This is a genomic window from Brachyspira pilosicoli (assembly GCF_019402445.1).
Lineage (GTDB): Bacteria > Spirochaetota > Brachyspiria > Brachyspirales > Brachyspiraceae > Brachyspira > Brachyspira pilosicoli_B.
In genome coordinates this window covers 1-8,568 of the sequence record NZ_SRZM01000295.1, presented here as the reverse complement: position 1 = coordinate 8,568, position 8,568 = coordinate 1, and the positions used below count along the sequence as shown (strand labels likewise).

The 8,568-nt window shown below is 28.5% G+C and carries 7 protein-coding genes; 3 read left to right on the top strand and 4 right to left on the bottom strand.

Features of this window, described 5'->3' with window-relative positions:
- Positions 1–89 precede the first annotated feature (89 nt).
- The 3 genes from gdhA to E6A48_RS09380 form a co-directional block, all read right to left on the bottom strand.
- Positions 90–1,439: an NADP-specific glutamate dehydrogenase gene (gene gdhA / locus E6A48_RS09390; RefSeq protein WP_219709958.1), complete on the bottom strand. Its 1,350-nt coding sequence runs from the start codon at positions 1,437–1,439 to the stop codon at positions 90–92.
- Between the two features lie 155 nt (positions 1,440–1,594).
- Positions 1,595–2,269: an ABC transporter ATP-binding protein gene (locus tag E6A48_RS09385; protein ID WP_219709957.1), complete on the bottom strand. Its 675-nt coding sequence runs from the start codon at positions 2,267–2,269 to the stop codon at positions 1,595–1,597.
- A complete protein-coding gene (locus E6A48_RS09380; RefSeq protein WP_013244253.1) occupies positions 2,266–2,829 on the bottom strand; it encodes a hypothetical protein in 564 nt (187 codons plus the stop codon). The genes E6A48_RS09385 and E6A48_RS09380 overlap by 4 nt, the downstream gene beginning before the upstream one ends.
- 169 nt (positions 2,830–2,998) lie before the next feature.
- Here E6A48_RS09380 and E6A48_RS09375 point away from each other — a divergent pair, with 169 nt between their 5' ends.
- From E6A48_RS09375 to lepB, 3 genes are all read left to right on the top strand, one after another.
- On the top strand, positions 2,999–4,255 hold the full coding sequence (locus E6A48_RS09375; RefSeq protein ID WP_219709956.1) for a GNAT family N-acetyltransferase: 1,257 nt from the start codon (positions 2,999–3,001) through the stop codon (positions 4,253–4,255).
- A 349-nt stretch (positions 4,256–4,604) separates the two neighbouring features.
- Complete coding sequence (gene mutS, locus E6A48_RS09370; RefSeq protein ID WP_219709955.1) at positions 4,605–7,301, top strand: DNA mismatch repair protein MutS; 2,697 nt, start codon at positions 4,605–4,607, stop codon at positions 7,299–7,301.
- Positions 7,302–7,303: 2 nt separating this feature from the next.
- Complete coding sequence (gene lepB / locus E6A48_RS09365; RefSeq protein WP_219709954.1) at positions 7,304–7,807, top strand: signal peptidase I; 504 nt, start codon at positions 7,304–7,306, stop codon at positions 7,805–7,807.
- Here the strand turns inward: lepB and E6A48_RS09360 are convergent.
- Positions 7,804–8,370, bottom strand: coding sequence for a GNAT family N-acetyltransferase (locus E6A48_RS09360; protein WP_115589621.1), 567 nt, complete (start codon positions 8,368–8,370; stop codon positions 7,804–7,806). The genes lepB and E6A48_RS09360 overlap by 4 nt on opposite strands.
- Positions 8,371–8,568: the final 198 nt, after the last annotated feature.

The following is an 8,568-nucleotide window of genomic DNA, read 5'->3' as shown; positions in this document are numbered from 1 at the left end:
CTCGTACGCGGGAAAAAGTTGAATAAAAAACTTACTATATAAAAAACAAGGGGCTTTAAAAGCCCCTTATTTGTTTAGTTATTAATTAATTATATTAACCCAAAAGGAATCATAGTTTCAGCAACTTTTACAAATCCTGCTATATTAGCACCTTTCAAATAATTGCCTTTAAATCCGTATTCTTCTGCTGTTGTATAGCAAGTGTTATGAATATTAGTCATAATGTTTTTTAGTTTACCATCTGTATATTCAAAATCCCAGCTATCTCTGCTTGCATTTTGCTGCATCTCTAAAGCAGAAGTAGCAACTCCTCCAGCATTAGTAGCCTTTCCAGGAGCATATAATATATTAGCATTCAAAAATACATCTATAGCCTCTGGTGTTGTAGGCATATTAGCTCCCTCAGCCACACATTTACAGCCGTTTTTTACAAGTGTTTTAGCATTATCAGCATTAATCTCATTTTGTGTAGCACAAGGCAAAGCAACATCACAAGCAATATCCCATATACAGCCATTTTCTTGATATTTAGCACTTTTATGTATATCAGCATACTCTTTTATTCTTTTTCTCTCTACTTCTTTCAAACGTTTTACAGTGTCTAAATTTATTCCATTTTCATCATACAACACACCGTTAGAATCTGAACAAGCTATAACTTTAGCTCCCAACTGAGAAGCCTTTTCCATAGCATATATAGCAACATTACCAGAACCAGATACAATTACCTTTTTACCCTCAAAAGATTCATTTCTTGTTTTAAGCATAAGTTCAGTGAAATATACTAGTCCGTAACCAGTAGCCTCTTTTCTCACAAGCGAACCACCATAATCTAAACCTTTTCCTGTAAGTACTCCAGCTTCATATCTTCCGCTTAATCTTTTGTATTGACCGAATAAATATCCAATCTCTCTAGCACCAACTCCTATATCTCCTGCAGGTACATCAATATCAGCACCAATATGTCTGTGAAGCTCTGTCATAAAGCTCTGACAAAAACGCATTACTTCATTATCGCTTTTTCCTTTAGGGTCAAAATCAGAACCGCCTTTACCGCCTCCTATTGATAAGCCTGTGAGTGCATTTTTAAATATTTGCTCAAAGCTTAAAAACTTGATAATGCCTAAATATACAGAAGGGTGAAAACGAAGACCTCCTTTGTATGGTCCCATTACGCTTGAGAATTGTACTCTAAAGCCTCTGTTTATATGTATTTCTCCTTTGTCGTCCATCCAAGGCACTCTAAATATTATTTGTCTTTCTGGTTCGCATATTCGCTCTATTACTTTCTTTTCTATATATTCTGGGTGCTTCTCTAATACTACTTCTAATGTGCTTAACATCTCTTTTACTGCTTGGTGAAACTCTTTTTCTCCAGCATTCTTTTGAACTATTGAACTGTAAATAGATTCAATACTATCTTTTACTCTTGAAGACATAACACAATCTCCTTTTTTTTATTATTAAATTTTGAGTAAAATTATATAGCTAAATAATATTATTATCAATAGTAATTTAATAGTGATAGTATAAAATTATCATTAGAAGTAATATTTTTTTTAAAAAAAGTGCATATTTTTATAAAATTACACAGTTATTTAAGACATCTAACAATCTTGCCTTCAGACATTTCATATACATTTTTGGCATGTGCAGCTATATTATGAGCATGCGTTACCATAATGATTGTAGTTCCTTGATTGTTGAGGGTTGTTAATATTTCCATAAGCAAAGTAGTTGTTTCTGGGTCTAAGTCGCTTGTAGGCTCATCTGCTATTAGGCATTTACATCCATAGGCTAAGGCTCTGAGTATAGCTACTTTTTTCATTTCACCGCCTGATAGATGTGCTGCTTTTAGGTGCATTTTATCTTTTAGTCCGAATAGTTCTATATTTTCTTTTGTTTGATTTATTTTTTCATCTGTAATTTTATGTTTAAAAGCTAAAGGTATTAAAATATTATCTAGTACATTAATTGTCGGTATAATAACTGGGTATTGAAATATATAAGAAAAATATTCTCTTCTAAAGCTTGATAATACTTCTTCTGAAGGGTTATCAATTTTATATGAGTCATAATATATAGAACCGCTTGTAGGTTTTAGTATTCCTCCTATAATGCTTAGGAGTGTGCTTTTACCGCTTCCAGTATGCCCTACAAAACTTATATAATCTCCTTGATTAATATCTAAACTAATATCTTTACAAGCATCTAATTTATTTACACCTATAGGAAAAGTTTTAGAAATATTAATAATTTTTATATTCATAGTGTTCCTCTCAAATCTTCATAAGGGTCTCTGTTTAGAAGTACGGTATTAGTAATAAAAGCACCGAACATAAATATTAAAAATAATATTACATTAGCACAAAATATAGTAAAAGCATTATTTAATACTTCAGTTGTGTTTATAATAGTTAATATATAAGAGCGGTATCTAATATAAATTATAATAATTTCCAAGCTTGAAATAATGTATGATATAAGAGGGTATAAAAAGCTCAAAGCTAAAGAAAGCCTTTTTAAAGATAATTTAGTAGCCCCAAAAATTCTCAAAGTAGAAAACATACGGCTATTTTTTGAGAAAATATATATAATAGTAACAATAGCAATTAAAAGCACTACTATAAATAGCACAATAAGAAGCGAGTATATAGAGAAAGCCCTAAAGAAAGGAATATTTTCGTTTAGTAGTATTTCATATTTCCACATGAGTGCGAAAATAGAAGTAATAGTCATTAATTGCGACATTGCTATAAAGATGATAATAGAAAATAAGATATTACCTTTAATAATTTTAAGAGCATAGCCTACTATAGAATTATACACAAGAACACCTCTACAAGATAATAATTATAAAACTATTAATATATACTATAGTAAAACTTATCGATATAATAATTTATTACTTTAGTAAATTTGTATTTTATATATAAATTGACAATTATAAAGTTTTGATTTAATATTATTATATAATTATGTAAAGTTTAGGTTTTATATGATTGATAAAGATTTAATAAATAAGAAAAAAAAGAAATTCAAAATTAGATATTTAACCCTCAAAGATTTAGATGATTTTAATAATTTGTTAAGATACGCTTTTCAAGTGAGCAATAATGAACTTATTACTTTAGGTTATGAGGTTGATGAAATAAAGCAGGCAAAATCTGCAGTATTGAGCAAGGCAAAAGTTTTAGGATGGTTTGACGGACAAAAACTCGCTTCTCAAATAGCAGTATACCCTATGAAGATGAATATACACGGCGTTATTTACAAAATGGCAGGCGTTACAGGAGTTGCCACATATCCAGAATATTCTAATCTTGGGCTTATGAATGATTTGATGATAAAAAGTATTGAAAACATGAAAAAAGAGGGGCAGACTATATCTGTATTATATCCCTACTCTATTCCTTTCTACAGAAGAAAAGGCTGGGAGATAATATCCGACAAAATGAGCTTCACTATAAAAGACACTCAGCTTCCTAAAACTATAACTAGTAAAGGGAGAGTGGAGAGAGTTTCTACAGACAGCGATGACTTGAAAGAGCTTTATAATAAATTTTCTTATGCTAGGCATGGTGCTTTAATTCGAGGTGATTTGGAGTGGGAAGAGTATTGGAGATGGGAAGTTGATGACACTATAGTTGCTTTATATTATAATGATAAAAATGAGGCTGAGGGTTATTTGGTTTATGTTATTGAAAATGATGTGTTTCATATAAAAGAGATGGTTTATATTAATTTTGAGGCTAGGCTTGGACTTTGGAATTATATATCTGCACATTTCTCTATGGTTGATGAAGTTAAAGGATACAATTACACAAATGAGCCTATAGCTTTCCTTCTTGAAGACAGCGAAATAAAAGAAACTATAAGACCGTATATTATGGCGAGAATTACTGATGTTAAAGGCTTTATTAATAATTATCCTTTCTTGAGAAAACCAAAAAATAAAAAAATTAATTTAATAATAAAAGATGATATGGCTAAGTGGAATAATGCTAGTTTTATGATTTACTGGAATGAAGATAAAGACACAGTATGCAAAAGAATTTCAAAAGAATATAAAAGAAACTCTAAAGATAGATATATTATAAAAATGGATATTAAAACTTTAACTACTATGCTTATGAGTTATAAAAGCCCTTCATATCTTTACAAAATTGGAAGAATAGAAGCAACAGCGAATACTATTAAATTATTAGAAAGCATCATACCTAAAGAACAAGTTTATTTCTCTGATTATTTTTAATAAGTCTAATTTAAAAAAGTGAAAGGACTGAGTTATGCTCAATCCTCTCTATAATGGTATTTTTTATATATATTGTGTTTTTATATATATACTTAATTTAACAAAAAAAACAATTAATAAATACTTATTTTTAATAAACAATATTACATAAAGTAATATTATAATACAATATTTAATATAAAAAAGCAACTTAAAAGCGGTATTTAGACGGTAGTTTTATAAAAAATTATAAAAAATTTAAGAAAAAACACTATATAACTATACAGTTTATAATATTTGGTTTGATAAAACTAAATAAATATAATATACTGTTTCTTAATAAAATTATGCTAATGGGTTTTGTAAAGATATGCAAGAAACTTTTTTTTCACTAGAAGAATCATCAGAGAACTCACCTAAAGAAGAAAAGCTCACACCGATGATGAGGCAATACAAAGAGATTAAAGATAAATATAGCGACAGTATACTTTTGTTTAGAATGGGAGATTTTTACGAGGTATTTTTTGAAGATGCTAAAATAGTTTCAGAGCTTTTGGGGCTTACACTCACAAAGAGAGCAAATGTTCCAATGGCAGGTGTACCTTATCATGCTATAGATAATTACTTGTCAAAACTTGTAAAAAGCGGAAAAAAGATAGCAATATGCGACCAGATGGAAGACCCAAAAACTGCAAAAGGTATAGTAAAAAGAGATGTTACTCAAGTGATTACTCCAGGCACTATTGCAGAAAATAAATATTTAGAATCAAAGAGTAATAATTATTTAGCTTCTGTAATAGTTTCAAAAAGCGAGAATAATGTTGCTATTGCTATATGCGATATATCTACTGGCGAATTGTATGTTACAGAGTTTGAGAATAATAATAATACAAAGGATTTTTTAGAGGAGATATGCGAAGAGATTATAAGGTTCTCTCCAAAAGAGATAATGACTGTAGAATCTGTAAAAGAGAGTAAAATAATAAAAGAAATACAAAACAGATTTTCAAATATATTTTTCAGCACTACCCCAAATTATACAGCAGAATATTCTTATGCATATAAAATATTAACTAATCATTTTAAGACAATATCATTAAAAAGTTTCGGCATAGAAGATAAGCATTTAATAGTTTCACTTTTAGGTTCTTTAATATATTATTTACAAGAATTATCCAAAACATCATTAGAACATATATCAAACATAAAACTCTACAACAGAAAAGATTCTATGACATTAGACTATGCCACAATATCTAGTTTAGAGATTTTGGAAACTATAAGAAACGACAATAATAAAATGACATTGTTTGACACTATAGACAAAACAAAAACATCTATGGGAGCAAGATATTTAAAGCGAATAATAGTAGAGCCTTTGCTTGATATTGATGAGATAAATAAAAGACTTAATAACGTTGAATATTTTTATAAGAATCAGAAGTTTATGTATAGAATAATGGACATGCTTTCTGATGTTGGAGATATAGAGAGGCTTGCTTCAAAATTAGCACTCGGAAGGATTAATCCAAAAGAGTTGGTATCTTTAAAAAGGTTTTTATTTTTATCTTTAGAGATAATTACAGAGCTTGTACTTAATAATTTTAATGATGTAAACTTTGAAGAGATAAGCGATATAAAAATTATTACTGAGCTTATAGAGAGAGCTATATTGGAAGACCCTAAAATTGTAATAAACGAAGGCGATATTATAAAAGATGATTATGATGAAAAGCTAAAAAAATATAATGAGGCAAGAAGAGAAGGAAGAACTTGGATAAGCGAATTAGAAAACGAATATAAATCAATCACTTCAATTAACAATCTAAAAATAAGATACAATAATGTTATAGGCTATTATATAGAGATAACAAAATCCAATATATCATTAGTGCCGAAAGATTTTATAAAAAGGCAAACATTGGTAGGAAGCGAGAGGTATACCACAAGCAAATTAATGGAATATGAGAAGACTATAAACGAAGCTAATGAAAAAAGTTATGCTTTAGAATATGATATATTTATAGATGTACGCAATAAAGTAAATGAATATTTAGCCTCTATATTAAAAATGGCAAAGATAATATCTGTAATAGATGTTTATGCTTCTTTGGCTTGTTTGGCGGCGGAAGAAAATTACACAAAGCCTATTATAACAGACGATGGTATAATAGATATAAAAGAAGGAAGGCACCCTGTAGTTGAAACGAATTTAAAAAACGAAAGCTTTATAGCAAATGACACATATTTAGACAATAAAAACGAGCATTTGCTGATAATCACAGGACCAAACATGAGCGGTAAAAGTACATATTTGAGGCAAACTGCTTTAATAGTACTTCTTGCACAGATTGGTTCATTTGTACCTGCGAAGAGTGCTAAGATATCTATAGTTGATAGAATATTTACAAGAGTTGGTGCGAGTGATAATATAGCGAAGGGTGAGAGTACATTTTTGGTAGAGATGAACGAAACTGCTTATATACTTAATCACTGTACAGATAAAAGTCTTGTTATAATGGACGAGATAGGTAGAGGCACTTCTACTTATGACGGGCTTTCTATTGCTTGGGCTATAGTTGAATATTTGGTAAACGAAGAGAATAAAAAAGCAAAAACATTATTTGCTACGCATTATCATGAACTTACTATGCTTGAAGATTTGGAAGGTGTAAAAAATTATAAGGTATTAGTTGAAGAGTATAAAGATGAAATAATATTTATGAAAAAAGTTATTGAGGGAGCTGCTGAGTCTAGTTATGGTATATATGCCGCAAAAATTGCAGGTGCTCCGCATAAAGTTATACAGAGAGCTTCAGAGATATTAAAAAAGCTTGAAAATGAGGCTGGCATACAAGTTGAAAATATAGAGATAAACAATAAAAAATCTCCGGACATTCTTCCTTTTGATGCTAAATTTGATGATAAAAAAGATAAGAAAATAAACTCTCAAGAAACAAAAGAAAGCGAAATAGAAAAAGAAATTAAAGACTTAAATATTAATGACATCACTCCAATAGAGGCACTTAATTTAATTAACAGATGGAAGAGAGATTTAAATAATTAATAATGAATAAGAGGCAGATTTTAGAGATAGTATTAGCATCTTTGCTTGCTTTATTTTTGGCAGGCTTTATTAGGGTATTTTTCTTTGATACCTATATAGTAAGCAATAAATCAATGGAGCCTACCTTTTATGAGGGCGACCAGATATTGCTTTTAAAAAACAATTTTATTTTTAATAATATTAAAAACTTTGATGTTATTGTTTTTAGAATGGGGACTAATAATTTAGTTAAGAGAGTTGTTGGAAAAGAGGGAGATAAAGTAGAGATTTTTGAAGGCGGACTATATTTAAACGACGAGCTTATAAGGCATAAATATTATATTTTTAGCGAAGATGATAATGCTGTATATAATATAGGCAAAGATGAATATTTTGTTTTGGGTGATAATATATCTTTAAGTGAAGACAGCAGACATTTTGGTCTTATAAACAAAAAAGATATAATAGGACATATTATATTAATATTTAGTCCAAAAAGAAGATTTAAATTATTTAATAATTTTTAATCTTTCCAATTATCAATATTATCTAATCTTGGACTATAAACTTTATTATATAATGTTGTGATTATATTATTATATTCATCTTTTGATTTTATTTCTCTGTTTGTCATAATTTTCATTTTCATTGTATCTTTTTTGCCGTCTTTTATACAAGGCATATCATAATCATAATCTGATAATATAAGCCCAAATCTTTTATACCAATCAATTCTTCTTTTAGCTATATCATTCAAATCATAAGGCTCTACCTCTATAACGATTAATTTGTCATTATGCATATCAAATATTTTAGTTAATACTTCTGAGCCGTAATTTTTTCCTCTTAAGTTTTTATCTATAGCAAGATACTCTCCATAATAAAACTCTTCGAAGCTCCAAATCATAGTTAAGCCTATTGGTTTATCATCATCTAAAATAGAATAAAATTTATAGCTGGATTCATTTTTATTTTCAAGTATCATATCAAAGTTCCATCTTTCTTCGATAGGAAATGCATCATTAAAAATTTGATGATATGTGTTTTTATTGTTTAAATCATTTTTCATTTCTATTAATTTGATAATCATATAGCTTAATCCTTATATAGAATTAGTACGATTATATACTATTTTTTGAAATTAGCAAATTCATAAATTAATAAATTATTTGAATTAATATAAATACAAAAAGAGATTATTAAAAATATAAAAAATATTGTATATATTTAATATATATTACTAATTCATAAAGATAAGTAACTTGCACTTTTTGGTTCTTTGACGAAG